This window comes from Nocardia sp. CA-290969, from assembly GCF_050936135.1.
Taxonomy (GTDB): domain Bacteria; phylum Actinomycetota; class Actinomycetes; order Mycobacteriales; family Mycobacteriaceae; genus Nocardia.
In genome coordinates, this window is the sequence record NZ_JBNJNJ010000001.1 from 7533089 (window position 1) to 7556439 (window position 23351).

The window sequence follows — 23351 nt, forward strand, 5'->3', positions numbered from 1 at the left end:
AGCAGTACGCCCGGCCACGCCCCTGTCGCGCCGTGAGCTCGCCTTGTCACCGGCCGGGCAACAGGAGCTGCGCCACACAGCGGCCACAGGAAGTATGCCGAGCGGCAACCGGGCGGCACCGGGAGTGGCAAAAGGGGCACGGTCGGCGGGAAACACCGGAATGCCGCGGCGCTGTCGGGCATACTCGGCGATACGACCCGTGATCATCAGCCCGGTCGCGGGTACGCGGAGGCGAAAGGCGGTTCATGGACAAGAAATCGCTGACAGCGGTGGCCCGGCAGCAGCTCAAGATGGCCGCGACCGTGACCAGTGGCCGCAGTTCCCAGACCATCTACGGGGGGCATGCCAATTCCCTCCGGCAGACCGTGGTCGGACTGTGCGCGGGGCAGAGCCTGGCCGAACACGACAACCAGGGTGAGGCCACGCTGCTCGTGCTCTCCGGCAGCCTCACCCTGCACAGCGGTGCCAACGAGTGGAAGGGTTCGACCGGCGATCTGCTGGTCGTCCCCAAAGCGCGGCACAGCGTGAAGGCGATCGACGATGTGGCGTTCCTGCTGACTGTGGCGAAGTAGGCGCCCGGTTCTCCCGGCCGCGGCCCCGTTCGCCGGTAATGTGCTCGGCTATGGGGCAGCCGCAGCCGATTCTCGAACCGCTCACCCCGGCCGCGCATTTCCTCGTCGCCACCATCGAACCGGGCGGCGAGGCGGCGGCACGGGAACTCCTGGCGGAACTGCCGGGCCTGCGCCGGGCGATCGGGTTCCGGCTGCCCGGCGCGGGGCTCGGCTGTATCACCGGGATCGGCTCGGCCGCCTGGGACCGGCTTTTCAGCGGCCCCCGCCCGCCCGAACTACACGAGTTCCCGGGATACGACGGCCCACTGCACCACGCCCCGGCGACTCCGGGCGACCTGCTGTTCCATATCCGCGCGCAAGCGCACGACGCCTGCTTCGAATTGGCCATGGCCATCGGCGACCGGCTGGCCGGGGTCGGCAAGATCGTCGACGAAACCGTCGGTTTCCGCTATTTCGAACAGCGTGACCTGCTCGGATTCGTCGACGGCACCGAGAACCCCGAAGGTGCGTTGCCGGATTCACCGGCCGGTGTGGCCGCGCTGATCGGCGCCGGCGATCCGGATTTCCGCGGCGGTAGTTATGTGATCGTGCAGAAATACCTGCACGACCTCACCGCGTGGCGGGAGCTGCCGGTACAGGAGCAGGAGCGGGTGATCGGCCGGACCAAACTCGAGGATTTCGAACTCGACGACGCCGACAAGCCCGCGGATTCGCATATCGCGGTGAACCAGGTGATCGAACCCGACGGCACCGAACGGGAGATCCTGCGCGCGAATATGCCCTTCGGCAGTATCCGCGACGGCGAATTCGGCACCTATTTCGTCGGCTATTCGGCAACGCCGCGGACCACCGAGATCATGCTGGAACGGATGTTCCTGGGCACCGACGAGGCACCGCACGACCGGATCCTCGATTTCTCCACGGCCGTCACCGGCACCCTGTTCTTCGTCCCGCCCCAAGATTTCTTCGACGATCTGCCCGCGCCGCCGGACGCCGAGGCGGCGGCCGAACCGGCCGGGAAGACGACGGCATCGCCGGTCGCGGACGGTTCGCTCGGTATCGGCACGTTGAAAAGGAGCAGCACCGGATGAACAACCTGCATCGCGAGCTCGCGCCGATCACGGACGCGGCCTGGTCGGTGATCGAAGAGGAGTCCGCGCGGACCTTCAAACGACACAACGCCGGCCGCCGGGTGGTCGACCTGTCCGGCCCGCACGGCACCGACTATTCGGCGCGCGGCCTCGGCCACACCACGCCCATCGCGGCGCCGCACGACGGTGTCGTGGCCCGGCAGCGGGTGGTTGCCCCGCTGGTCGAGTTGCGGGTGCCGTTCACCCTGTCGCGCGAAGAACTCGACAATGTGGAGCGCGGCGCGCAGGACACCGACCTGGACCCGGTCAAGGACGCCGCCCGCCGGATCGCCTTCGCCGAGGACCGGGCCGTTTTCGAGGGATACGCCGCCGCCGGTATCACCGGTATCCGGGAGGCCACCTCGAACCGGGCCATCGCCCTGCCCGACGATGTGTTCGGGGTGCCCGAGGTGATCGCCCTGGCGGTGAGCCAGCTGCGGCTGGCCGGTGTGGACGGACCGTACACGGTGCTGCTCAGCGCCGACCTGTACACCAAGGTCAGCGAGACCGCCAACCACGGGTATCCGCTGCGCACCCATCTGGAGCGCCTGGTACCGGAGGGCGAGATCATCTGGGCGCCGGCCATCGACGGGGCCTTCGTGCTCACCACCCGCGGCGGAGATTTCGACCTCACCATCGGACAGGATCTGTCGATCGGCTATCTCGGCCACGACGCCGAAACCGTCCAGCTGTATTTCCAGCAGAGCATGACCTTCCACGTGTACTCCGCCGAAGCGGCCGTAGCGCTGCACTGACGGGTCGCCACGGCACCGTACCGGCCGGGTATGTCCGGTACGGTGTGGCCGTCAACACCCGGGGTGAGTGGAGTCGGAATGCGGATGGTGCACGCGGGCGTGGTGCCCGCCGAGCGAGTGCTGGGCTACGGCCTGGTGGGGTTGGCGGTCGTGGTGGCGGCCACCGTGCCGACGGTGCTGCTGTTCGGGGCCGGCCGGATCTTCACCGGGATCGTGCTCGGGGCGATACTCGCCGTGGCGGTGCTGATCGCCCTGTTCAAACGCGATGCCGTGGTACTGACCGAAGACGCCATCCACCGGCGCACCCCGTGGTCGGTGACGAGTATCGAATGGGACCGGGTGGTCGCCGGGCGCTTCGGCCTCGACGAACGGGCGCGGTGGTCGCTCGCCCTCGACCTCACCGGCGGCGAGGAACCACACAGCGAATTGGTCCTGCTCTCCATACCGCCCGTTTCGGGACCGATCTCGGGCGCCTACGACCTGCGAAAACGTGAGCAGATCGACGAGATCCGGAATATCCTCCGGTACAAGAGAATTCCGGTCACGGTGCTTCCGGATATCGCCGGTGCGCTGGAGCGGCATTGGCAGATCGCACCGCCCACCCGCTGAACCGATCGCCGGCGTACGGTTCCAGCCGTCGACCCGATGTGCTCGCGCAGCGCCGCCGGACCGCGCGTCAAACGACCGGCTCTGGGTTCGGGCCGGTCAAAGCGCGACACAACTCGAACCTGACCGTCGGCCGGGGTGAACGCGGGCGTATATGTTCAGGGATCGGTATCCCGGCCGCCACGGCCTCTACGTACTTCTTGGCCCCTTGTGGTCCGAGGCCGGGTGCCGTCGCCCGCACCACCCGGAGTGCCTCGAGGCGCTGCTCACGCTCGAGCAGTTCCGCGACCTCGGCTCGCAGGGGATCCGCACGCTCGACCCCGCGAACCTGCTCGAGATACTCGTCGATCCACTCACCGTGTTCGAGATCAGCGGTGGCATGGACGGTGTGCAGGCCGGCGTCCACTCCATCGACCAGGAAAAATCCGTGACCGACCACCATGTCCGCGATGTTGTGGGTGCGCACGTAGCGTTCGCCCTGGGCGATGATCATCCAGCCCAGCCGGTGTGGTCTGACCTCCATGACCACCAGCGCCGGCGCGTCGGGTTGCAGCGCCTGCTCGGCCAGATACCTCTCCACGACCCTGACCGCCCACCTCTTCGACACCATGGCGACAGGCTAAGAGGAAAAGCCTGCCGACCGCATCGGTTTCACCGGCCCGCCCCACGGGTTGTGATTGATGACAGGACAGGTCTTAGCCTGGACGAATGCGCCGGCTGAGCGTCATAGACGGAATATTTCTGCGGACTCATCAGGGGATGGGCACGCCTATTGCGTTGCAGGGTTTATGGCGCACGGCGGATACCGTGGACTCCGCGCAGTTGAGCCGGCTGTACGGCGCACTGCGGGTAGGTTCGCTCGGCCGCCGGGTGGTCCGCTCCCGTATCCCCGGTGCCCGGGGGCGATGGCAGCCCAGTCGCCGCGCCCACCCGCTGGATCTGTGTTCCGCCGCGCTCGCTCCTGGCGAGATCCTCACCTGGGCCGATGGGCGGGGCGCCGATCTGGATCCCGAACGCGGGCCCGGCTGGCGGCTGTCGGCGGCGCCGCTCAGCGACGGCGGCACGATCGTCGCCCTGACCTGTTCGCATGTCCTCGCCGACGCACGGGGGTTGATCATCGCCGTCGAAGACGCCCTGGCGGCAGCCGATCAGCGAACGGCCGCGGCCGGCCGGGTCCCCGGCGAGGCCTCTTCGGTGGCGTCGGATCCCGGTGGTGATCCGGAATCCGACTGGGTCGACGCCGCCGAAACCTGCATTACCGTTGTGTCCGGCACGGCACGCGCACTACGGAACCGGCTCCTGCGAGCAACGGTCTCCGCGAAGGTTGCCGGATCCGGACCGGCGAACTCCGGCCGGATCAGCGCTGGTCTCCAGCAGGCCGCGGAGGCGAATAGTCGAGCGGCGGCGCTGCCGGCGGCACAGCGAGCGGGCGGCGGCCGGACACGGGCCGAACCGATCAACCCGCAGGAGGAAGTTCCCGTGCCGGGCATCGTGCTGCGATGTCCCGCCGCGGAATGGGAGCGGGTGGCCGACGCGGCGGGTGGTACGGCCAACAGCCTGTTCATCTGGTTCGTCGCGAACACGCTGTGGGCAGCGGGGTTCCCCGAATCCAGGATCGTGGCGAGCCTGCCGGTGGATACTCGCGACGAACCGCGGATCGACAACGACCTCGCGATGACCGAGATCGCTGTCGCACCCGGTGACGATCCGGCGGATATCCGGGCGAAGAGTCGTGCCGCCTACGAGCGCCGGATGTCGAGCCCCGGCGGGCTGCCGGAGGAATTCCTGCATCTGGTCCCGGACCGGGTGGCGTATCGGCTGTCCCGGGGCGCCGGTGAACGCGACATCCTGTGCTCGAATATCGGCGCGATCCCCACGTCCCTGCACTCACTCGGACCGCACAACTGCACCGGTGTCGCTACCCGGGCCATCCATCCGGGTCTCACCTACGCCCGCCGCCCGCGTACCCGGTTATCCGGGTACCTCTGCCGATTCCGCGACGACTACCTGCTGACACTGGTGAGCCTCGACCCGGACAGGGCAGCCGGCCCCGCCGCGCTCCAGCTTCTGGCCGAGCGGACCGCCGACCGGGTAGGTCTGCCGATCGCCGGGTGGTGATCGGGCCGGGAAGTGATTCCTGCGGTCTCGGACTCGCCGGGAGCGCTCGTGTACGGCAATCCAGTGGTCGTGCGGCACGAACTCGCGGCAGCTGCGGGAGGCGCCGACACGGGGCCGATGCCGGGGCGGTAGCGACCCACTCACATCCCTCGAACCCCGGCAGGTTCAGCGGTTGGCGCGGTACCAGCGGATCAGGCCGTCGGTCGACGAATCACCCTGCGGTGCGGGATCTTCCGCTTCGGTGAGCAGCGGCGCCAGCTCCAGCGCCTGCTGTTTGCCGAGTTCGACACCCCACTGGTCGAAACTGTCGATACCCCAGATCACGCCCGCCACAAACACCTGATGCTCGTACAGCGCGATCAGCTGCCCGAGCACCGCGGGAGTCAGTTGCGGCGCGAGGATCGTCGTACTCGGCCGATTTCCGGGCATCACCTTGTGCGGCACCAGTTCCGCCGGAGTCCCTTCCGCGGCGATCTCCGCCGCGGTTTTCCCGAAGGCCAGCACTTTGGTCTGCGCGAAGAGATTGCTCATCAGGATGTCGTGCATACTGCCGGTGCCGTCGCGGGTGGGTAGATCGTCGGTCGGGCGGGCGAAGCCGATGAAATCCGCCGGAATCAGCCTCGTCCCCTGATGCAGCAGCTGATAGAACGCGTGCTGGCCGTTCGTGCCCGGCTCGCCCCAGAAGATCTCACCGGTGGACGTGGTGACCGGGGTGCCGTCGGCCCGGACCGACTTCCCGTTCGATTCCATGGTGAGCTGCTGCAGATAGGCGGGGAAACGGGCCAGATCGTTCGAATACGGCAGTACCGCCCGGGATTGCGCGCCGAAGAAGTTCGAATACCACACCCCGAGCAGAGCCAGCAGAACCGGTGCGTTGGCGTCGAGCGGCGCGGTCGCGAAATGACGGTCCATGCCGTGCATACCGGCCAGGAACTCGGCGAACCGGTCCGGTCCGATGGTCACCATCACCGAGAGCCCGATGGCCGAATCCACCGAATACCGGCCGCCCACCCAGTCCCAGAAACCGAACATATTCGCCGTATCGATCCCGAACTCGGCGACCCGTTCGGCGTTCGTGGACACGGCCACGAAATGTTTGGCCACCGCCTCCGCGCCCAGGGCGCCCACCAGCCAGCGCCGGGCGGCCGTCGCGTTGGTGAGGGTCTCCAGGGTGGAGAAGGTTTTGGAGGCAACGATGAACAGGGTGGTCGCGGGGTCCAAACCGTTCAGCTCCGCCACCAGATCGGCCGGGTCGACATTGGATACGAACCGCGCGTCGATCCCGGCATCCACGTAATGCCGCAGCGCCTGATGCACCATCACCGGGCCCAGATCCGAACCGCCGATACCGATGTTGACCACGGTTTGGATCCGTTCCCCGGTGGCCCCGCGCCAGCGCCCCGAACGCACCGCCTCCGCGAAATCGCGCATCCGGCCGAGCACCTCGTGCACCGCGGCCCCGGCATCCTCGCCGTCGATCAGCACCGAGGTACCCGCCGGCACCCGCAGCGCGGTATGCCCGACCGCACGATCTTCGGAGGTGTTGATGTGCTCGCCCCGCAGCATCCGATCGCGCTGGGTCGCGACCCCGGCCTCCTCGGCCAATTCGACCAGCAGCCGCAACGTTTCCCGGGTGACCCGGTGCTTGCTGTAGTCGATCAGCAGCTCGCCCGCGGTCAGTCGCAGATCGTGCCCGCGCGCCGGATCCTCGGCGAACAGATCCCGTAGCTGCAGTGCGGCGACGGCCTCGTGGTGATCGTGCAGTTTCCGCCATGCCGCCGAAGCGGTGATGTCGACGCTCACACCTACCGAGAGTAGTACTTCCGATACACGCTTGCGGGAGAAGGCTGTGTCTTTTGGCGCGCCTTCGGCGCGCGGGGTTTGGCCCCCCTTGGTCCCTGCGTTCAGCCCCGCGATACTCGCGCCTGCGGCGCATTGTCTCGCGGGGCTGAACGCAGGGACGGGCCAAACCCTCCAAATGCCTCGCTGAACTCGGCGCCGCCGTGGTTGCGTTGGGTTTCGGGGTTATGGGCGGTCCGAGTGTCTCGCTGAACTCGGCGCCGCCGTGGTTGCTTTCGATTTTGGGACTATGGCCCTCCAAATGCCTGGCTGAACTCGGCGCCGCTGTGGTTGCGTTGGGTTTCGGGGTTATGGGCGGTCCGAGTGCCTCGCTGGACTTGGCGACACCATGGTTGCGTTCGGAACCTGTAGCGACCTATGGGCAGGGGTATTCCGCGCACTCCGGAGGCAGGTGGTTCACATTCGTGGTTCGGGGCCCGTCTCGTTCTGGAGCGACGGAGCGGGGGAGCGAAGCGGAGGAGCGGAGGAGTGAAGAACGAGACCAAGGGGCCCCGAACCCGCGGCGCCGGAGGCGCCGCCAATGACACAGCGGGGGAGCGAAGCGGAGGAGCGGAGGAGTGAAGAACGAGACAAAGGGGGGCCCGAACCCGCGCCGCCGGAGGCGGCGCCAAAGATACAGATCCTGTCCTCGGGAGCCAGCGAAATCGGGGGATTCGCGGCATAGGCTGAGGTCTATGGCCTCAGAAACCGAAGTACTCGATTCCGTACCGAAGCAGTTGTGGATCGGTGGTCCCGTCGATGCCTCCGGTGGCGGCACCTTCGCGGTGCACAATCCGGCCAACGGTGAGGTGATCGCCGAGGTCGCCGATGCCACGCCGGAGGACGCCGTACGCGCGCTGGACGCGGCCGTGGCCGCCCAGGCGGAGTGGGCGGCGACCCCGGCGCGGGAGCGGGGCGAGATCCTGCGGGCGGTGTTCGAGCGGATCACCGCCCGCGCGGAGGACTTCGCGCTGCTGATGACCCTGGAGATGGGTAAGGCGCTGCCGGAGAGCCGTAACGAGGTGCGTTACGGTGCCGAGTTCTTCCGCTGGTTCAGCGAGGAGGCGGCGCGGATCAGCGGCCGCTATCTGCACGCCCCGTCCGGTACCGGCCGGATCCTGGTGCACAAGCAGCCCGTCGGCCCGTGCCTGGCCATCACCCCGTGGAACTTTCCGCTCGCCATGGGCACCCGCAAGATCGGTCCGGCCCTCGCCGCGGGCTGCACGATGATCGTGAAACCGGCGTCGGCCACACCGCTCACCATGCTGCTGCTGGCGAAACTGTGCGCCGAGGCGGGCCTGCCCGAGGGGGTGCTGTCGGTGATCACCTCCCGCCGCTCCGGCGCGGTGACCCAGCCGCTGCTCGACGACCCCCGGCTGCGCAAACTCACCTTCACCGGTTCCACCGAGGTCGGCCGCTCGCTGGTCGAGAAATCCGCGCACGGCCTGCTGCGTACCTCGATGGAGCTCGGCGGGAACGCGCCGTTCGTGGTGTTCGACGATGCCGATATCGACGCCGCGGTGCAGGGCGCGATGCTGGCGAAACTGCGTAACGGCGGGGAGGCGTGTACCGCGGCGAACCGTTTCCACGTCCAGCGCGGGGTGCTGGCCGAGTTCACCGACAAGTTCGTAGCGGCGATGAACGACCAGGTCCGGATGGGGCCCGGTACCGAATCCGACACCACCCTGGGCCCGCTGATCAACGAGGAGCAGCTCACCACGGTGTCCGAGCTGGTCGACGACGCCGTTTCCGCCGGCGCCACCGTGCGTCTGGGCGGTAAAGCGCCCGGCGGCCCGGGCTGGTTCTACCCGGCGACAATCCTCACCGAGATCCCCGAGGGTGCCCGGATCCTGCGCGAAGAGGTGTTCGGGCCGGTGGCCCCGATCATCGCTTTCGATACCGAGGAAGAGGGCCTCGCCGCCGCCAACGACACCGAATACGGACTGGTGAGCTATGTCTACACACGCGACCTCGACCGGGCGTTGCGCGTCGCGGAAGGGCTGGAGAGCGGCATGGTCGGGGTGAACCGGGGTGTGATCTCCGACCCCGCCGCCCCGTTCGGCGGTGTCAAGGCCTCCGGATTCGGCCGGGAGGGCGGTACCGAGGGGATCGAGGAGTATCTGTCCACGAAGTACATCGCGATGACCTGAGCGCGACGTACGACCGCCCCGGGGCGTGGTCACCCGGGGCGGTTCGCGGGAGTGCGGCGGTCTGCGGGCCGCCGCGTGTGGTTCGAGCCGGCCTACCGGCCGAGGCGGCCGCGACCGAGCCGCAGCAGCAGCATCGCCAGCGTATGGCCTTCCTGGCCGAGTTCGCTGAAGCGTTCCAGCACCTTCATTTCGCGGCTGTGCACCAGCCGGGTGCCGCCGGAAGCCATCCGGGTGCGGCCGATGACCCGCGAGATCTCGGTGCGACGCTTGATCGCCTCCAGGATCTGGGAGTCGAGCTGGTCGATTTCCTTACGAAGCTTCTCGATCTCGGCTTCGGTCCGAGGGAGCTCCGATTCCGAGCCGGTCGTCGACCCGGTCGCCGTGGCGGGTGTGCTCATCTTTCATCTCCTCGTGTCAGAACCTGGATCGCCGTCGCACCGCTTCGCGTTACCGGTCCAGAGTTCCTTCACCGTGAAACAGACCCGGTGGGTCTGGTAGTCCCGATACCCCCTACCTGCCCCTTCCGGCCTCAGGTGCCCGGGCTGTGATCCCGCTGCGTGCCCGGCCGGAGCGGTTGTTTCACAAAAGGGCAAACCATGCTGCCAGTTTGCCACGGGTCCGATGGTCTGCAAAGTGGGGGCCTGCCACCGGCGGCGAACCGCTCCGAGGGCGGTCGGGCGGTGTTTTTCGTCCGCGTGTTCGATTGCGTCGGGTGGTGGCGGTAGCGTTAACACCTGATGGACACGACCGCGTCAACACCTCGCTCGGATTCGCATACTTCCCGCGATCGGCTCGCCGGCGCCGGCCGTTCGGACGACCGTGGCCGGGACGCGCTGCCGCCGTCGCTACCCGGGCTGGAAGAACTGGGCACGCAGCGGCGGCCGTCCGTATCCGCGGCCTCCGGAAGCCGGGAGGGCGGTCTGGCGGCTCTGCAGCGGCGGGTGCAGGCCGAGCAGGAGCAGCAGCGCTCCGATGCCGCGCAGCGCCGGTCCACGGAGGCCGCGCAGTTGCTGGAGGGGCTCAATCCGCAGCAGCGTGCCGCCGTCCTGCATACCGGGTCACCACTGCTGATCGTGGCGGGGGCCGGGTCGGGTAAGACCGCCGTGCTCACTCGCCGGATCGCCTACCTGCTGGCCGCGCGCGGGGTCACGCCGGGCCAGGTGCTGGCCATCACCTTCACCAACAAGGCCGCGGCCGAGATGCGGGAGCGGGTTATCGAGCTGGTCGGTCCGCGGGCCGCGAGTATGTGGGTATCGACCTTCCATTCCAGCTGCGTCCGGATTCTGCGCACCCAGGCGGCGCTGCTGCCCGGGCTGAACTCGAATTTCTCCATCTACGACGCCGACGATTCGCGGCGGCTGCTCACTATGATCGGCCGGGATTTCGAGCTGGACCCGAAGAAGTTCTCGCCGCGGCTGCTTGCCACCGCCATCTCGAACCTGAAGAACGAGCTGATCGGCCCGGACAAGGCGAATTCGGACGCCGAATTCGAGGATGCCGAACTGCCCCGGATCGTGGCCCGCGTCTATGCCGAGTACCAGCGGCGGCTGCGCGCGGCGAACGCGCTGGATTTCGATGATCTCATCGGTGAAACCGTCGGGCTGCTGCAGCAGCATCCCGAGATCGCCGAGTACTACCGCCGTCGCTTCCGGCATGTACTGGTCGACGAATACCAGGACACCAACCACGCCCAGTACGTGCTGGTGCGGGAGCTGGTGGGGCACGGCGCCGCCGACCCGGCGGCCGCGAGCGAAGCCGCCGATACCGCGGCCGGCGCGGCAGCGGCCGGCGAATCGGATACCGACGCCCCGGACCCGGGGACGGTACCGCCGAGTGAACTCTGCGTGGTCGGCGACGCCGACCAGTCCATCTACGCGTTCCGCGGCGCCACCATCCGCAATATCGAGGAATTCGAACGCGATTTCCCCGACGCCGAGACCATCCTGCTGGAACAGAACTACCGTTCCACCCAGAACATCCTGACCGCCGCCAACGCGGTGATCGCCCGCAACACCAACCGCCGCGACAAGCGCCTGTGGACCGATGCCGGGGAAGGCGAGCTGATCACCGGCTACGTCGCCGACAACGAGCACGACGAAGCCGCGTTCGTCGCCCGTGAGATCGACCGGCTGGTCGACGCGGGGGAGGCCGGCTACTCCGATATCGCCGTCTTCTACCGCACCAACAACAATTCGCGCGCGCTGGAAGAGATCTTCATCCGGATGGGCCTGCCGTACAAGGTGGTCGGTGGCGTCCGGTTCTACGAGCGTAAAGAAGTCCGCGATATCGTCGCCTATCTGCGGGTCCTCGAGAACCCCGACGATGCGGTGAGCCTGCGCCGTATTCTCAACACCCCGCGCCGCGGGATCGGTGACCGCGCCGAGGCCTGTGTGGCCGTGCATGCCGAACAGCGTGGTATCGGTTTCGCCGAGGCCCTGCGCGACGCCGCCGCCGGGGAGGTGGCGCTGCTGAACACCCGCGCACGCAACGCCATCGCGGGATTCCTCGCGTTGCTCGAGCAGATCCGGGCGGCGGGCGAAATGGACGAACTCGATTTCCCCGATGTGGGCGCGGTGGTCGAGGCCGTACTGGATCGCACCGGTTACCGCGCGGAACTCGAGGCTTCCGACGACCCGCAGGACGGCGCGCGGCTGGACAACCTCAACGAACTGGTCAGCGTGGCCCGCGAATTCAGTTCCGAGGCACGTAATGCCGTCGAAGCGGCGCAGGCCGAGGGGCTGGTGCCGGAAGCGGGTGAGGGCGAACCCGAACCCGGATCGCTGGCCGCGTTCCTGGAACGGGTATCGCTGGTGGCCGATACCGACCAGATACCCGACGAGGGCTCGGGCATGGTGACCATGATGACCCTGCACACCGCCAAGGGGCTGGAATTCCCGGTCGTTTTCGTCACCGGCTGGGAAGACGGGCAGTTCCCGCATCTGCGGGCGCTCGGTGATCCGGCCGAACTCGCCGAGGAACGGCGGCTGGCGTACGTCGGGATCACCCGGGCCCGCCGCCGTCTGTATCTCACCCGCGCTGTCGTGCGCTCCGCCTGGGGACAACCGGTGTTCAACCCGGAGTCCCGGTTCTTGCAGGAGGTTCCGGACCACCTCATCGATTGGCAGCGGCTCGAACCGAGCCGCACCGCTGCTCCGGCACAATACGGTCGCCGGCGGGCCGTGGAATCCGACGGCGACGACTGGACCGGCGGCTGGCCGCAGTCCCGCGAACCGCGACGCGGGTTGCGCGATGAGCGGCCGGGCCGCCGCGTGGCCCGCAACAATGTCGGGCTGGTACTGGCGGTCGGGGATCGGGTCAGCGATGACAAATACGGGCTGGGCCGGGTGGTCGCGGCCGACGGGGCCGGGGATATGGCCAGTGTGACGATCGATTTCGGCAGCAACGGCAAGATCCGGCTGATCCCGAAGTTCAGTCAGACCCTGACCAAACTCTGAAGGCTCGCGGCTGGCGGTAGATTTCGGACATGGAGTCTGTTGCGCAGCATCTGATGTGGTTCCTGCCGATGCTCTGGCTCGGTATGGTGCTGGCGATTTCGTTTCTCGAGGCACCGCTGAAGTTCCGCGCGCCCGGGGTGACGACCGAACTCGGCCTGGGGATCGGCCGGCTGGTGTTCCGGGCGCTGAATACGGTGGAATCGGTCCTGGCCGTGGTGTTGCTACTGGCCGCGGTGGTTCTCGGCCCGCCGGGTGGCGTCTGGGTGTGGCTCGGTCTCGCCGTGCTGATCCTGCTCGTCCAGGTCGCGGTGGTGCGCCCGCCGCTGTCCCGCCGCTCCGACCGGGTGCTCGCCGGTGAGCAACTGCCGCGGTCGACAGCACATTACTGGTACATCGGCCTCGAGGTGGCCAAGGTGGTGGCATTGATCGGCCTGGCGTTCACCGCGGCGCCCTGATCACCGCCGCCGGCACCTGCCCTGACCGGCGCGCGGGTTCTGGCGCTGTGCGACGTTTCGGGCCCGGGATGTCCCGTGGGTCGCCGGGACTCGCAACGCACGTGGACGGCGCCGACGGGCTGTTCCCCGCCAACTGCCTGGCCGGTTGTGCTTGTGGCGACAGGTTCAGTCGCTGTTGCCGGTGAGGCTGATACCGCGGGTGGCGAGCCAGGGGATCGGGTCGATCTTGTCGCTCCCGTTGAGCCACACCTCGAAATGAACGTGCGGGCCGGTGGAGAAACCGCGATTGCCCATCGTGGCGATCTGATCGCCCGCGAGCACATAGTCGCCGACCGATACCGTGGTGGTGTCGACATGGCCGTAGACGGTGATGGTGCCGTCGGCGTGCAGCAGCCGGACCCACATACCGAAACCGGCGGCCGGGCCGGCGTCGATGACCTCACCATCGGCCACCGCATAGATCGGGGTCCCGATCGGGGCGGCGATATCGACGCCCAGATGCTGAACACCCCAGCGGGCACCGAAACCGGACGTGAAGGACCCAGCGGCGGTGAAATGGGCGAACAGCGGCCGATACTTGGCCTCTTCGGCCGCGGCCAGATCCTTCGCGAATTCGGCACCGTTGGCCAGCATTTCCCCGAAGCGGCTGGTATCCAGCGGAGCGCCGGCGGCGAGCATCTGCGGTGAGTGTGAATTCGCGGCCGCCGGATTCTCGGTGGCCATCGACTGGGCGGCGATTTCGTGGACCGAACCGGCGGCCTCGTAATCGGCGGCCTGTTTCGTCTTCTCCTCGCCCGGCGCGGCGGTGGCGCACTGCCCGGCCGCGACCACGGCACCGGCCGCGACCGCGACCACCGCGGCCCGCCCCTTGAGCGCGGACGGCGGAGCGGCGACCCGGTGCGCACCGCGCGAGCGGCCGGGCTGCGGTTCGTCGGCGGGTTCGGGTTCGGCGGGCTCGTTCGCGAGCGCTTCGGCGATCGTGGTGGGCCGGCCGCGGGTGGCGGGTTCGGCATGATCGCGGGGGGCCGGATCCGCATCCCAGTTCTGGGCCTCGGACCAGCTCTGATGGGTGTTCCAGTTGGGATCGCTGTGCCACGCGGGTTTATCGCTACGGTTCCAGCCTTCTTCGCCGCGCCAATCGCCACCGGACCACTCGTTCGCCTGCGGTTCCGCCCAGCCCGACTGCGGCTGGGACCAGTGGGTGGTCGGTGGCTCCTGCCAAGCGGCGGGCTGCGGCTCCTGCCAAGCGGCGGGTTCGGTTCCGGACCAGGCGGCGGGCTGCGGCTCCGGGGCGCGGCCGAAGCTGTCGTCACCGCTTTCCGCCCAGCTCTGGTTGGTGGCCCAGAAATCGTCGGCCGCGCTGCGCTGGGAATCGGCCGCGGCCGAGGCGGCGGCGGTGTTCAGTGGGCGGCGGCGGGAACGGCTGTCACCGGGGGCGCCGAAGGCGTTGAACGGCTGCGGGCCCTCCGGGGCCGGGGCGCCGTTGCCGCGGTGCCGGCGGCGCTGACCGTTGGCTTGGGCGTCCAGGGTTCCGTGGTGGTTCATCGGCGGATCCGCATCCCCTCGCATACCGCGCCTGCCGGGGCGGCCGTTGTGCAGCACGGCGCCGGGAACACTGGTACCGAACGGCTCTGCGACTGCGGAGCGGTGTGCTGCGTCAAGCTGCCGTCCTCTCTCAACCTGCTCGCGGGGAGCGCGATCACGGAGATCTCTACTCGCGCGACTACCGGATGCCAAGCGACCACGCCTGACAACACTCGTGATCGGGCTGTGACATCGACCGTTCGACGGTAACGAAACGATTGCGACGCGGCAAGCGGTAGGACGTTTTCAAACGTTACTGTGACATTGATCACTACCCCTCGCTGTGACGGCTCACAGTCGGATGCCGTCCGCGGTGATGCCGGCGCCCGCACTCGCGGGTCTCGCTGGTCGTATCCACCGCGCCGCCTGCGGCCGGTGCGAAAGCTACTCGCCGGTAGCCATGGCCTGCGGATTTGGCCTCCCCGCGGGGAGGCTCGTGACCTGCGCCACTTAGGATGAACGTGCCCGATCGGCCGTCCTTATGAGTGGTTAGAGTCCGAGCGACCCGCTACCGACGTCGGGCCGCCAACAAAGACGTTGTCATAGCAACGCAGACGAGACGGTGAATACATGGATCTCTTCGAATATCAGGCGAAGGAGCTCTTCGTAAAGCACGGGGTGCCTTCGTCGGAAGGCCGCGTGACCGACACTGCCGAGGACGCCCGCGCGATCGCCGCGGAAATCGGCAAGCCGGTGATGATCAAATCCCAGGTGAAGGTCGGCGGCCGCGGTAAAGCCGGTGGCGTGAAGTACGCGGCCACCCCGGAGGACGCGCTGACCCACGCGAACAACATCCTCGGGCTCGACATCAAGGGACACATCACCAAGAAGATCCTGGTGGCCGAGGCGAAGGATATCGCCGAGGAGTACTACATCTCCTTCCTGCTCGATCGCGCCAACCGCACCTACCTGGCGATGTGCTCGGTCGAGGGCGGTATGGAGATCGAAGAGGTCGCCGCCACCAAGCCCGACCGGCTGGCCAAGGTGCCGGTCGACGCCGTCAAGGGTGTCGATCTGGCGTTCGCCCGCTCGATCGCCGAACAGGGCCACCTGCCCGCCGAGGTGCTCGACGCCGCCGCGGTGACCATCCAGAAGCTGTGGGAGGTCTTCGTCGCCGAAGACGCCACCCTGGTCGAGGTCAACCCGCTGGTGCGCACCCCGCAGGACGAGATCCTGGCGCTCGACGGCAAGGTCACCCTGGACGAGAACGCCGACTTCCGGCACGCCGACCACGCGGAGTTCGCGGACAAGGACGCGACCGATCCGCTGGAGCTCAAGGCCAAGGAGAACGACCTCAACTACGTCAAACTCGACGGTGAGGTCGGCATCATCGGCAACGGTGCCGGTCTGGTCATGTCGACCCTGGACGTCGTCGCCTACGCCGGCGAGAAGCACAGCGGCGTCAAACCGGCCAACTTCCTCGATATCGGTGGCGGCGCCTCCGCCGAGGTGATGGCCAACGGTCTGGACGTCATCCTGAACGATTCCCAGGTGAAGAGCGTTTTCGTCAACGTCTTCGGTGGTATCACCGCGTGTGACGCGGTGGCCAACGGCATCGTGAAGGCGCTGGAGATCCTGGGCGACGAAGCGAACAAACCGCTGGTGGTCCGCCTGGACGGAAACCGGGTGGAAGAGGGTCGCAAGATCCTCGCCGAGGCCGCGCACCCGCTGGTGACGCTGGCGCAGACCATGGACGAAGGCGCCGACAAGGCCGCCGAACTCGCGGCCCGCTGAGTCGACCGCCCAGTCAAAGGACACACAGAACTATGTCTATCTTCCTCAACAAGGATTCGAAGGTCATCGTCCAGGGCATCACCGGCGGCGAGGGCACCAAGCACACCGCGCTGATGCTGAAGGCCGGTACCCAGGTCGTCGGCGGTGTGAACGCGCGCAAGGCGGGCACCACCGTTTCGCACACCGACAAGGACGGCAACGCGGTCGAACTGCCCGTGTTCGCGACCGTGGCCGAGGCCATGGAGAAGACCGGCGCCGATGTCTCCATCGCCTTCGTGCCGCCGAAGTTCTCCAAGGACGCCATCATCGAGGCCATCGACGCGGAGATCCCGCTGCTCGTGGTGATCACCGAGGGCATCCCGGTGCAGGACACCGCCTACGCGTGGGCCTACAACGTGGAGAAGGGCGCCAAGACCCGGATCATCGGCCCGAACTGCCCCGGCATCATCACCCCCGGCGAATCGCTGGTCGGCATCACCCCGGCCAACATCACCGGCAAGGGCCCGATCGGACTGGTCTCCAAGTCCGGCACCCTGACCTACCAGATGATGTACGAGCTGCGCGATTTCGGTTTCTCCACCTCCATCGGCATCGGCGGCGACCCGGTCATCGGCACCACCCACATCGACGCCATCGAGGCGTTCGAGAAGGATCCGGAGACCAAGCTGATCGTGATGATCGGTGAGATCGGTGGCGACGCCGAAGAGCGCGCCGCGGCCTACATCCAGGCCAACGTCACCAAGCCGGTCGTCGGCTACGTCGCCGGTTTCACCGCGCCCGAGGGCAAGACCATGGGTCACGCGGGCGCCATCGTCTCCGGTTCGTCGGGCACCGCCCAGGCGAAGAAGGACGCGCTGGAGGCCGCGGGCGTGAAGGTCGGCAAGACGCCGTCCGAAACCGCCGCCCTGGCGCGCGAGATCCTGGAAAAGGCCGCCGTCAGCGCCTGATCTGTGTTGATCGGCGCCGACTCCGTCGGCGCTTGGTTTCGGCCCCCTTGGTCCCTGCTTTCCGTCCGCGATACTCGCGGCTGCGCCGCATCGTCTCGCGGCCGGAAAGCAGGGACGGGCCGAAACCGCCAAGGGCCTCGCTGAACTCGGCGCCAGTGGCTGGTTACGTCCGGTTCAGCGGTCGGCAGGTCCATCGGCATGCGGACTGCGCTCGGTCCTGGCCATTCGGGGGTCGAGACAAATCGGGGGTGTCGATCGTTGCGCATTCGTGTCGTGCGGCGGGATCTCCTGGTTATCCACAGCTGAATCCTTCGGTGATGACCTATCTCTCTGTGTGCAGTAGCGTTCAAAGGGCATTCAGCCGTCAAGTACGTATGACTCGACCTAGGAGATGACGACATGTCATACCCGACCGGGGGCTCCGGGTACAACGCACCCGTTCCGCCCTCCGTTCCGCCCAATCCCGGCCAGCAGCAGGCGGCCGGTGGTGCGAGTGCCGCTGGGGCCGGCGGGAAAGGACTGCCGTTCTTCCTGACCATCGGCGCGGCTGCCGTGGGCGTGCTCGCCTTCCTGCTCGGCTTCCTGCCCTATATGGGTGCCAGCAGTGATCTGGACCTGCCCGCGTCGGCGGACACCAGCATGAATCTCTTCGAGTCGCAGGAAGCGACGATCGGCGGGCTGCTCCTGATCGCCGGCCTGCTCGCGGGTCTGTCGTTGCTGCCGAAGCAGAACTGGGTCGGGGTATCGGCGGCGATCGCCACCGGCACGCTGTTCACCATCCTGTTCCAGTGGATCAACCTGCCGGAGGGTGCGGCAGCCGAGGCCGGGCTCTACCTGATCCTGTTCCTCGCGCTGGTCCAAGCCGGTCTCGCGATCGCGGTGGTGCTGTTCGACGCGGGCATCCTGTCCGCGCCGGCCGCTCGTCCGGCCGCGCCTTCCGGTTTCCAGGGTGGCCAGCAGCAGAGCTACGGCCAGCAGCAATACCAGAGCCAGCAGCAGGGTTACGGCCAGCAGCAGCCGGGTTACGGGCAGCAGTACAGCAGCGGCCAGCAGCAGCAGCCGGGCTACGGGCAGCAGGCTCAGCCGGGTTATGGGCAGCAGCCGGGTTACGGCCAGCAGCAGCCGGGCTACGGGCAGCAGCAGTCGCCGTATGCCGGTGGCCAGCAGCAGTCCCCCTACGGGCAGCCGCAGCAGGCGCAGCAGCCCGGTTACGGCCAGCAGCCGCAGCAGCAGCCGGGTCAGCCGGCCCAGCCGTTCGGTGGGGAACAGGGTTCCGACCCGGCCGGCGACGCCACCCGCGCGTTCCGCCAGTCCGACGACCAGAAGTGATCCTCGGCGGCCCCCGGTGCGGCGCGCCTGAAGCGCCCGCGCCGGGGCGGCTGCCACTGTAGAAATCCATGAGTACCCCGCGTACCTCGTCGACCCGCCGCTACCGGGGCGCGCGCCGGTCGCCGGCGCGTCCGGCCGGTGAACCGGGTCCGCTCACGCTGCCACCCGACCGCGCCCGGGTACTGCTCTACGTGGCATTCCGGCCGGCCGCGTTCGCGCTGGCCGCCATCGTGTTCGCCATGCTCGCGACATTGCTCACCGCGGGCAGCGATCTCACCGGCCTGAGCGGCGCCGTCGCCGCCGGCTGGCTGGCAATACATCAGGTGCCGTTGACCATCGGCACCACCACGGTGGGCCTGCTACCCGTGCTGCCGACCGCGCTACTGCTCTGGGCCGCGGCCCGGGAGGCGGTCTCGGCCACCGACAGCGAACCCACCCGCACCGAGATCGGCTGGTTGTTCGGCGCGGCGACGGGTGGTCCACTGCTCATCACGGCCGTTTGCCTGGCCGTTACCGAGGACGCCTCGGGATCCATTGCGCTGCAACGTCCGAACCCGCTGACCGCGTTCGCCTGGGTGCTGATCCTGCATCTGCTCGCCGCCGCGGCCGGAGCGGGATTCCGGTGCCGGGCGCAAATTTTCGACCGTATTCCCTATGACGCCATCGCCGCCGGTTATGTGGCGGGCCGCGCGGCGCTGCGGCTGCTCGTGGCCGCGGCCGTCCTGCTCGTGATCGCGCTGCTGGTGCACTGGTCGCGGGTCGGCGATACCTACGGCGGCGCCGGCAATTTCGTGGATGTGCTCGGCCTGACGCTGCTGTCACTGCTGTATCTGCCCAATGCGGTGATCGCCGGGGTCGGCGTACTGGCCGGCCCGGGGGTGCAGTTCGGCGACGCCTCCTTCGGGGTGTTCACCGTGGTCGGTGGCCCGGTGCCGGCTGTTCCCGTGGTCGCCGCCGTCCCGGCCGGTCCGGCGGCGCTGTGGTGGGCGGTACTGCTGCTCGTGCCCGCGGCGATCGGCGTCTACGCCGGGGTGGAATCGGCTCGGGTGAGCTACGACCGCCCGGCCGCGCCGTGGGCTCTGTTCGCGGCGGCCGGTATGGGGAGTGCCGCGCTCACCGCGCTCGCCGCGCTGGCCGGGGGAGAACTCGGGAATTTCGGGCGGTTGGGGCTGGAACTGCCGGTTTTCGCACTGGCGGTTTTCGCGTGGCTGGCCGTTCCCGGATATGCGGGTCTGCTCTACGCGCGGACATTCCTGGTGTCGTTCCCGACGCCGCTACTACGCCATCCCGACGCGCTTTTCGACCCGGACGACGCCGGCTACGACAACGACGACCCCGAGCCCGGCGACGGGGAACCGGTCCGGCCGGGCGGAAACCCGGCCCTGCCCGCCGGCACACTTCCCGAACTCCCCGCCGATACCACCGCCGACCCCACGGATCACTACGCGGATCTCCTCGACCGGCCCCGCGGCGAGGCGGTGGGCCCGGAGGCGCCGCTGGATGTCGAGGTCGTCGACGGGGACCCGGCGCCCGGCACGCGGCCGCTGTCCGGTTTCGCCGCGGCCGAGGCGGAGATCGTCGATGCCGAGGTGGTCGAATCCGATCTGCTCGACGACGAAACCGGCGACCGTCCCCAGCACTGATCGCCCGGTGTCGCGCCCCGGCCGACTGCCGCCGGATCGGCCGCCGACCGCGTCTACTAGGCTCTATCCGTGCCCGCGGGCCGATTCCCGGGACCGGGTATCGCACGCCCCACCGCCCCACGAACTCCAGGAGTAGAGCCCTGACCGCCCCGGAACCCACCGATTCCACCCCGGCCGGCCTGGTCGTACTCGCCTCGGGGACCGGATCGCTGCTGCGCGCGTTGATCGAAGCGACCGCCGATCCGGGTTATCCGGCGCGGATCCGGGCCGTGGGCGTGGACCGGGAATGCGCTGCCGCCGAGCACGCCGAAGCGGCGGGTATCCCGGTGCTGCGGATCCCCGTCGGCGCGTACGCCGACCGCGGCGCCTGGGATCAGGCGCTCACCGGCGCGGTCGCCGGGTACACGCCCGACCTGGTGGTCTGCGCGGGATTCATGAAACTGCTCGGCCCCGCGTTCCTGGAACGGTTCGGCGGCCGCATCATAAACACCCATCCGGCGCTGCTGCCTGCCTTCCCGGGCGCGCACGGGGTGCGTGATGCGCTGGCCTACGGGGTCCGGGTCACCGGCAGCACGGTGCACCTCGTCGACGCGGGGGTGGACACCGGCCCGATCCTGGCGCAGGAACCGGTGACGGTGCGGCCCGACGACAACGAGGCCGCCCTGCACGAACGCATCAAAGTCGTGGAGCGACGGTTACTGGTGGAGGTTGTCGCCGCCGTCGCCACCCGCGGAATTGTCTCCGATGGACGAAAGGCAGTGATCCCAGATGAGCGAGTTCTCCGGTGAGTGAACGCAGGCCGATCCGCCGGGCGCTGGTGAGCGTCTACGACAAGACGGGGCTCGTGGAGTTGGCGACCGCGCTCCACGCGGCCGGTGTCGAACTGGTGTCCACCGGGTCCACCGCCGCGCGGATCGCCGACGCGGGTGTCCCGGTGACCAAGGTCGAGGAGCTGACCGGTTTCCCGGAAACCCTGGACGGCCGGGTCAAAACCCTGCATCCGCGGGTGCACGCGGGAATCCTCGCCGATACTCGTAAGCCCGAGCATCTGTCCCAGCTCAACGAACTCGGTGTCGAGGCTTTCGAACTGGTGGTGGTGAACCTCTACCCGTTCAGTGAAACCGTGGCCAGTGGCGCCACCCCCGACGAATGCGTCGAGCAGATCGATATCGGCGGACCGTCGATGGTGCGGGCCGCGGCGAAGAACCACCCGTCGGTGGCCGTGGTCGTCGACAGCGGCGATTACGACCAGGTGCGCAAGGCCGTGGCCGACGGCGGGTTCACCCTCGCCGAACGGACCGCGCTGGCGGCCAAGGCTTTCCAACACACCGCGAGCTATGACGTGGCGGTGGCGACCTGGATGGCGGAAACGCTGACCGCTAGTGCCTCCGATGAGCCGGAATTCCCGTCCTGGATCGGCGCGAGCTGGCAGCGGTCGGCAGTGCTGCGCTACGGCGAGAACCCGCATCAGCGTGCCGCGCTCTACACCGACGGCGCCGGTGGCAGCGGATTGGCCCGGGCGCGGCAGTTGCACGGCAAGGAGATGTCGTACAACAACTACGTCGACGCCGACGCCGCGTGGCGCGCGGCCCACGACCACACCGCCCCCGCGGTGGCGATCATCAAGCACGCCAATCCGTGCGGAATCGCGGTGGGCACCGATATCGCCGAGGCTCATCGCAAGGCCCATGCCTGCGATCCGGTGAGCGCCTACGGTGGGGTGATCGCGGCGAACCAAGAGGTCACCGTGGAGATGGCCCAGCAGGTGGCGGAAATCTTCACCGAGGTGATCGTCGCGCCGTCCTACGCCGACGGAGCGGTGGAAGTACTGCAGCGCAAGAAGAATGTGCGCATCCTGATCTCCGAACCGCCCCGGCGGGCGGGCGCGGAACTGCGCCCGATCAGCGGCGGCGCCCTGCTCCAGCAGCGTGATGTGCTCGACGCGGCCGGCGACGACCCGGCCGGCTGGACCTTGGCGGCCGGTGAGCCTGCGGATGCGGAAACCCTCGCCGACCTGGCATTCGCCTGGCGTGCCTGCCGGGCGGTGAAATCGAACGCGATCCTGCTCGCGCACGACGGTGCATCGGTCGGCGTAGGTATGGGACAGGTGAACCGGGTCGACGCGGTCGGGCTCGCGGTCCAGCGGGCCGGCGACCGGGCCAAGGGATCGGTCGCCGCCTCGGACGCGTATTTCCCGTTCCCGGACGGCCCGGAAGCGCTCATCCAAGCGGGTGTGCGGGCGATCGTGCAGCCCGGCGGCTCGGTCCGCGATCAGGAAACCGTCGATGCCGCGCGAGCGGCCGGAATCACCATGTACTTCACCGGAGCCCGCCACTTCGCGCACTGAATTTTTGGCGCCGCCTCCGGCGGCGCGGGGGTTCGGCCCCCTTGGTCCCGGCGTTCAGCCCGCGATACTCGCGGCTGCGCCGCATCGTCTCACGGTCTGAACGCAGGGACGGGCCGAACCCTTCAAATGCCTCGCTGGACTCGGCGCCGCCGTGGTTGCGTTTTGTTTCGGGGTTATGCGCACTCCAAGTGCCTCGCTGGACTCGGCGCCGCCGTGGTTGCCTCTACCTTTCCGGGGTTGGGGTGCGGTGGCGGCTTCCGTGCGGCCGGCGAGGCTTGCTCGGTGGGCGGCTAGCACATCATGTCGGGGCAGGTGGGGCCGCCGGAGAGGGTGACGATGACGGACAGCAGCCCGGTGAGCGCCTCGGCGGAACCGGTGCTGATCGGGCCGATGATCGCCGAACCACTGGATTCGTGACCGAAACCCGACATCGACGTGCCGGGGGCCTGCACCGATTTCGGTGCAGGTACGGACTCCGTGGTGAACGGTTCGAGTGGTAGCCCGGTTCCGGGCGCTGCCGCCGCGGTTCCGGCTACCGAGCCGAAAGCTGCTGCGGCCACACAGAAACCACTGAAAAGTACACGTCGCATATCGCTGTTCCTTCGGGGATCGATCGCCGGGGCGATCGGGACGTCTGCTTCGTGCACAACACTAAGAAGCCGGTCGTGACCGGGGCAGCCCGAAATA

The 23351-nt window shown here is 68.4% G+C and carries 19 protein-coding genes; 14 read left to right on the forward strand and 5 right to left on the reverse strand.

Annotated features, from left to right (window positions below):
• Positions 1 to 245: 245 nt before the first annotated feature.
• The 4 genes from ACQEVO_RS34275 to ACQEVO_RS34290 all read left to right on the forward strand — a co-directional run bounded on the left by ACQEVO_RS34275 (position 246) and on the right by ACQEVO_RS34290 (position 3066).
• Positions 246 to 572 (forward strand): cupin domain-containing protein, encoded by a 327-nt coding sequence (locus tag ACQEVO_RS34275; RefSeq protein ID WP_432921302.1) that lies wholly within the window; start codon positions 246 to 248, stop codon positions 570 to 572.
• Positions 573 to 622: 50 nt separating this feature from the next.
• Positions 623 to 1663, forward strand: a complete 1041-nt coding sequence (locus ACQEVO_RS34280; protein ID WP_432921305.1) for a Dyp-type peroxidase — start codon at positions 623 to 625, stop codon at positions 1661 to 1663.
• Positions 1660 to 2457 (forward strand): family 1 encapsulin nanocompartment shell protein, encoded by a 798-nt coding sequence (locus ACQEVO_RS34285; RefSeq protein ID WP_432921308.1) that lies wholly within the window; start codon positions 1660 to 1662, stop codon positions 2455 to 2457. Before ACQEVO_RS34280 ends, ACQEVO_RS34285 begins: the two co-directional genes overlap by 4 nt.
• Positions 2458 to 2535: 78 nt before the next feature.
• The gene (locus ACQEVO_RS34290) at positions 2536 to 3066 is read left to right on the forward strand and encodes a hypothetical protein (protein WP_432921311.1); all 531 of its coding nucleotides are present in this window, start codon (positions 2536 to 2538) and stop codon (positions 3064 to 3066) included.
• A gap of 67 nt (positions 3067 to 3133) precedes the next feature.
• On the opposite strand, the gene ACQEVO_RS34295 is transcribed toward ACQEVO_RS34290, so the two are convergent.
• Positions 3134 to 3673 carry a hypothetical protein gene (locus tag ACQEVO_RS34295; protein ID WP_432921314.1) on the reverse strand — a complete coding sequence of 180 codons (540 nt, stop codon included), beginning with the start codon at positions 3671 to 3673 and terminating at the stop codon, positions 3134 to 3136.
• Between the two features lie 98 nt (positions 3674 to 3771).
• Here ACQEVO_RS34295 and ACQEVO_RS34300 point away from each other — a divergent pair, with 98 nt between their 5' ends.
• Positions 3772 to 5181, forward strand: a complete 1410-nt coding sequence (locus ACQEVO_RS34300; protein ID WP_432921317.1) for a hypothetical protein — start codon at positions 3772 to 3774, stop codon at positions 5179 to 5181.
• A 165-nt stretch (positions 5182 to 5346) separates the two neighbouring features.
• Here the strand turns inward: ACQEVO_RS34300 and pgi are convergent, their stop codons facing one another.
• Positions 5347 to 6984 carry a glucose-6-phosphate isomerase gene (gene pgi / locus ACQEVO_RS34305; RefSeq protein ID WP_432921320.1) on the reverse strand — a complete coding sequence of 546 codons (1638 nt, stop codon included), beginning with the start codon at positions 6982 to 6984 and terminating at the stop codon, positions 5347 to 5349.
• Between the two features lie 731 nt (positions 6985 to 7715).
• Between pgi and ACQEVO_RS34310 the strand changes: the two genes are divergently transcribed.
• A complete protein-coding gene (locus tag ACQEVO_RS34310; RefSeq protein ID WP_432921323.1) occupies positions 7716 to 9170 on the forward strand; it encodes an NAD-dependent succinate-semialdehyde dehydrogenase in 1455 nt (484 codons plus the stop codon).
• A gap of 92 nt (positions 9171 to 9262) precedes the next feature.
• Here the strand turns inward: ACQEVO_RS34310 and ACQEVO_RS34315 are convergent, their stop codons facing one another.
• Complete coding sequence (locus tag ACQEVO_RS34315) at positions 9263 to 9568, reverse strand: chorismate mutase (RefSeq protein ID WP_432921326.1); 306 nt, start codon at positions 9566 to 9568, stop codon at positions 9263 to 9265.
• A gap of 339 nt (positions 9569 to 9907) precedes the next feature.
• Between ACQEVO_RS34315 and pcrA the strand changes: the two genes are divergently transcribed.
• Positions 9908 to 12625 carry a DNA helicase PcrA gene (gene pcrA / locus ACQEVO_RS34320; RefSeq protein ID WP_432921329.1) on the forward strand — a complete coding sequence of 906 codons (2718 nt, stop codon included), beginning with the start codon at positions 9908 to 9910 and terminating at the stop codon, positions 12623 to 12625.
• Positions 12626 to 12654: 29 nt separating this feature from the next.
• A complete protein-coding gene (locus ACQEVO_RS34325; protein ID WP_432921332.1) occupies positions 12655 to 13080 on the forward strand; it encodes a hypothetical protein in 426 nt (141 codons plus the stop codon).
• A 165-nt stretch (positions 13081 to 13245) separates the two neighbouring features.
• Here ACQEVO_RS34325 and ACQEVO_RS34330 read toward each other — a convergent pair whose 3' ends face one another.
• Positions 13246 to 14625, reverse strand: a complete 1380-nt coding sequence (locus ACQEVO_RS34330; protein WP_432921335.1) for a peptidoglycan DD-metalloendopeptidase family protein — start codon at positions 14623 to 14625, stop codon at positions 13246 to 13248.
• A 609-nt stretch (positions 14626 to 15234) separates the two neighbouring features.
• Between ACQEVO_RS34330 and sucC the strand changes: the two genes are divergently transcribed.
• From sucC to purH, 6 genes are all read left to right on the forward strand, one after another.
• On the forward strand, positions 15235 to 16398 hold the full coding sequence (gene sucC, locus ACQEVO_RS34335; RefSeq protein ID WP_195056375.1) for an ADP-forming succinate--CoA ligase subunit beta: 1164 nt from the start codon (positions 15235 to 15237) through the stop codon (positions 16396 to 16398).
• Positions 16399 to 16430: 32 nt separating this feature from the next.
• Positions 16431 to 17345, forward strand: a complete 915-nt coding sequence (gene sucD / locus ACQEVO_RS34340; RefSeq protein WP_030522361.1) for a succinate--CoA ligase subunit alpha — start codon at positions 16431 to 16433, stop codon at positions 17343 to 17345.
• A 399-nt stretch (positions 17346 to 17744) separates the two neighbouring features.
• Positions 17745 to 18674 carry a DUF5336 domain-containing protein gene (locus ACQEVO_RS34345; protein WP_432921340.1) on the forward strand — a complete coding sequence of 310 codons (930 nt, stop codon included), beginning with the start codon at positions 17745 to 17747 and terminating at the stop codon, positions 18672 to 18674.
• A gap of 68 nt (positions 18675 to 18742) precedes the next feature.
• Positions 18743 to 20317, forward strand: coding sequence for a cell division protein PerM (locus ACQEVO_RS34350; RefSeq protein WP_432921343.1), 1575 nt, complete (start codon positions 18743 to 18745; stop codon positions 20315 to 20317).
• 140 nt (positions 20318 to 20457) lie between these two features.
• On the forward strand, positions 20458 to 21105 hold the full coding sequence (gene purN, locus ACQEVO_RS34355) for a phosphoribosylglycinamide formyltransferase (protein ID WP_432923332.1): 648 nt from the start codon (positions 20458 to 20460) through the stop codon (positions 21103 to 21105).
• The gene (gene purH, locus ACQEVO_RS34360) at positions 21102 to 22664 is read left to right on the forward strand and encodes a bifunctional phosphoribosylaminoimidazolecarboxamide formyltransferase/IMP cyclohydrolase (protein ID WP_432921346.1); all 1563 of its coding nucleotides are present in this window, start codon (positions 21102 to 21104) and stop codon (positions 22662 to 22664) included. The genes purN and purH overlap by 4 nt, the downstream gene beginning before the upstream one ends.
• 290 nt (positions 22665 to 22954) lie before the next feature.
• On the opposite strand, the gene ACQEVO_RS34365 is transcribed toward purH, so the two are convergent.
• Positions 22955 to 23254, reverse strand: a complete 300-nt coding sequence (locus ACQEVO_RS34365) for a hypothetical protein (protein WP_432921349.1) — start codon at positions 23252 to 23254, stop codon at positions 22955 to 22957.
• Between the last annotated feature and the right edge of the window lie 97 nt (positions 23255 to 23351).

What these genes read in the sequence shown, in the direction of transcription:
- ACQEVO_RS34275 (WP_432921302.1), top strand. Translation starts at nt 246, where the DNA reads ATGGACAAGAAATCGCTGACAGCGGTGGCCCGGCAGCAGCTCAAGATG.
- ACQEVO_RS34280 (WP_432921305.1), top strand. Translation starts at nt 623, where the DNA reads ATGGGGCAGCCGCAGCCGATTCTCGAACCGCTCACCCCGGCCGCGCAT.
- ACQEVO_RS34285 (WP_432921308.1), top strand. Translation starts at nt 1,660, where the DNA reads ATGAACAACCTGCATCGCGAGCTCGCGCCGATCACGGACGCGGCCTGG.
- ACQEVO_RS34290 (WP_432921311.1), top strand. Translation starts at nt 2,536, where the DNA reads ATGCGGATGGTGCACGCGGGCGTGGTGCCCGCCGAGCGAGTGCTGGGC.
- ACQEVO_RS34295 (WP_432921314.1), bottom strand. Translation starts at nt 3,673, where the DNA reads ATGGTGTCGAAGAGGTGGGCGGTCAGGGTCGTGGAGAGGTATCTGGCC.
- ACQEVO_RS34300 (WP_432921317.1), top strand. Translation starts at nt 3,772, where the DNA reads ATGCGCCGGCTGAGCGTCATAGACGGAATATTTCTGCGGACTCATCAG.
- ACQEVO_RS34310 (WP_432921323.1), top strand. Translation starts at nt 7,716, where the DNA reads ATGGCCTCAGAAACCGAAGTACTCGATTCCGTACCGAAGCAGTTGTGG.
- ACQEVO_RS34315 (WP_432921326.1), bottom strand. Translation starts at nt 9,568, where the DNA reads ATGAGCACACCCGCCACGGCGACCGGGTCGACGACCGGCTCGGAATCG.
- pcrA (WP_432921329.1), top strand. Translation starts at nt 9,908, where the DNA reads ATGGACACGACCGCGTCAACACCTCGCTCGGATTCGCATACTTCCCGC.
- ACQEVO_RS34325 (WP_432921332.1), top strand. Translation starts at nt 12,655, where the DNA reads ATGGAGTCTGTTGCGCAGCATCTGATGTGGTTCCTGCCGATGCTCTGG.
- ACQEVO_RS34330 (WP_432921335.1), bottom strand. Translation starts at nt 14,625, where the DNA reads ATGAACCACCACGGAACCCTGGACGCCCAAGCCAACGGTCAGCGCCGC.
- sucC (WP_195056375.1), top strand. Translation starts at nt 15,235, where the DNA reads ATGGATCTCTTCGAATATCAGGCGAAGGAGCTCTTCGTAAAGCACGGG.
- sucD (WP_030522361.1), top strand. Translation starts at nt 16,431, where the DNA reads ATGTCTATCTTCCTCAACAAGGATTCGAAGGTCATCGTCCAGGGCATC.
- ACQEVO_RS34345 (WP_432921340.1), top strand. Translation starts at nt 17,745, where the DNA reads ATGTCATACCCGACCGGGGGCTCCGGGTACAACGCACCCGTTCCGCCC.
- ACQEVO_RS34350 (WP_432921343.1), top strand. Translation starts at nt 18,743, where the DNA reads ATGAGTACCCCGCGTACCTCGTCGACCCGCCGCTACCGGGGCGCGCGC.
- ACQEVO_RS34365 (WP_432921349.1), bottom strand. Translation starts at nt 23,254, where the DNA reads ATGCGACGTGTACTTTTCAGTGGTTTCTGTGTGGCCGCAGCAGCTTTC.